At 61.6% G+C, this 2,516-nt stretch carries 2 protein-coding genes; one reads left to right on the top strand and one right to left on the bottom strand.

Going from position 1 to position 2,516, the window contains the following annotated elements; translation table 11 throughout:
• Positions 1 to 1,092: cache domain-containing protein (locus V2L18_RS23405; protein ID WP_336180765.1), on the bottom strand; the 1,092-nt coding region annotated here is incomplete at its 3' end.
• A gap of 335 nt (positions 1,093 to 1,427) precedes the next feature.
• Between V2L18_RS23405 and V2L18_RS23400 the strand changes: the two genes are divergently transcribed.
• Positions 1,428 to 2,516: cache domain-containing protein (locus V2L18_RS23400; protein ID WP_336180764.1), on the top strand; the 1,089-nt coding region annotated here is incomplete at its 3' end.

The following is a 2,516-nucleotide window of genomic DNA, read 5'->3' as shown; positions in this document are numbered from 1 at the left end:
CGACGACGACACCTGACGGCTGATCTCGGCGACGGACGCCGCCAGTTCTTCCGCGGCCGATGCCACCGTTTCCACATTGGCGGACGCCTCGGCAGCGGCGACGGCGACGGCCTTGCTCTGGCCGGTCGTCTGTGCCGCTCCCGCGTTCAGATCGGTCGACGCCTGGCGCAGGTTGGTGACCGAGTTCGCGATGGTTTTCAGAAGCGAGCCCATCTTGCCCTCGAAGTCCTTCGAGGCGGTCCGGACCTCCTCGGCCCGCTGACGGTCCTGTTCCAGACGCTGCGTCTGGGCCGTCTCCAGCTCGCGGCGCTTGCGCTCGTTCTCGACGAAGACCTCCATCGTGCTGGCCATGGCGCCGATCTCGTCGCGGCGGTCGGCGCCCTCGATCACGATCTCGGTGTTCCCCTGGGCGAGGGTCTGCATGTTGCCGGTCAGCAGCTTGAGCGGGCCGGTCACGTTGCGGATCGCGGCATAGGCGATGCCGAAGGCGAGCAGACCGCCGACGAGGCCAAAGCCGATGACCAGCAGCGCATTGCTCCAGAACGTGTCTTCGATGTCGTCGACGAAGACGCCCGTGGCGAGAACCCAGCCCCAGGGCGAGAACTCTTCACCCCATGAGGTCTTGGGCGAAACCGCCGTGTCGCCGGTGCGGTTCCAGTAATAGACCACCGATCCGCCGCCCTTTCCGGCCGCGGAGAACAGGTCGCGGATGAAGTAGTTGTCCGCCTTGTCCTTGATGTTCATCACCATCTTGCCCTCGTCGGCGGGCTTGGGCGGCATGATGACGCGGCGACCGTCCTTGTCGAGGCCGAAGACATAATTGTCTCCGTCAAAACGTATGGCCCGGATGAGGTCGCGCGCCTGTTTGGTCGCTTCCTCGTGGGTCAGCTCTCCTGCCTGCTCTTTCTTGTAATAGTAATCAGCAACAGACTTCGCGACCTGAACGACAGTCTGCGTCATGTCTGCACGCTCGTCATAGAGGGAGTTGTGCAGGGTGTGGAGATAGATGGCGGACAGAAGGAACGTCAGAACAGAGAGGGTCAGAACCGGAAGCCAGATCTTGGTGCCGATTCCGAGTTTGTTTAAGGACATTTTTCGATTGCCTGAATGCCTGGGGGAGGTTGCGAAACAGTGCGCCGGCCTTGTTAAGGATGGGTAAAAATCTTCATATAAATCAAATGACTAAACATGCCCTAGCGTCATTTCCGACAGGGGCTCGGGCGGGTCTCCCGCAAGGATGCGCGTACCGTTACACCCTGATTGCGCCACCTCGCCATCCGCCGCCGCCGGGACCATAACGGCGTTCTCATGAGACCAAAGCGCGCGGAATTGGCAATACTTCGGATATCAAATGTATTTTTTACATTGGCTTAATCTGTCACGCGCAGAGATTTTGCCATTGCAATTCCCGCATGAGGCACTCTGGAATGAGCCTGAACAAGTTCAATATCGGCGTGAAGATCTGGATCCCAGTCATCACGTTGGCAATCCTGTCGACCGTCATCGCGGTCTTCAGCCTTTACGAGATGCAATCCGTTCTCATGGCCGAACGGATCGCGAAAACGCGGAATATCGTGCAGGCTTCCAAGTCCATCGCGGGCTACTACAAGAGCCTGGAGGATTCCGGGGCACTGACGCACGAGCAGGCGACGCAACAGGCCCGTAACGTGATCCGTGCCATGCGTTACGACGGCAACAACTACGCCTTCGCCTACGACGACAAGGGCGTGCGGCTCATTTCTCCCGACATCACGCGGGAAGGCGTGCCGGCACTCGACGCCCAGGACAAGCACGGAACCTATTACATTCCCGACCTGATCGCCCGGGCCAAGGAGGGCGGCGGCATGACCAGCTACTACTGGCCGCGCGTCAACGGCAAGGAGGCGCTGGAAAAGCTCGCATGGACCGACTATTTCGCCCCCTGGGGCTGGGTGCTCGGATCGGGAACCTACATTGACGACGTGGAGGCGACATTCCGTTCGCAGGCGCTGGAGATTCTCGCCTTCGCGCTCATCGGCGGCGCCATCGCCGGTATCGCGGCCGTTCTGGTCATCCGCAACGTCTCCGGACCGCTGAAGCGGCTGACGGGCAACATGCAGGAGCTGGCGGAGGGCAATGTAGCGATCACCGTCGACGGAATGGAACGAAAGGACGAGATCGGCGCCATGGCCGGCGCGATGGCGGTGTTCGTGGAGAACGAGCGCAAGCGCCGCGATCTGGAGGCGGGCCAGCAGGAGCGCCTGGAACAGGATCGGCAGCGCTCGCGGGCAATCCAGACGATCTCGAAGGACTTCGAAGGCCAGATCGGTTCGCTTCTGGAAACCATCGAGACATCCGTGACCAACCTGCAGAACGCCTCGACCAGCCTGAACGCGGGCGCCGAGCAGACCACGAACCAGAGCCGGGCCGTCGCCGGTGCCGCCGCAGAGGCCTCGAGCAACGTGGAGACGGTCGCATCGGCTGCGGAAGAACTGGCGACATCCGTCGCCGAGATCAGCCGTCAGGTCGCCTCCTCC

The sequence above is a fragment of the Breoghania sp. JC706 genome (genome assembly GCF_037026715.1).
Classification (GTDB): Bacteria; Pseudomonadota; Alphaproteobacteria; order Rhizobiales; family Stappiaceae; genus Breoghania.
Note: the sequence above shows the minus strand (reverse complement) of the source record. Positions and strands in the feature narration are given on the sequence as shown.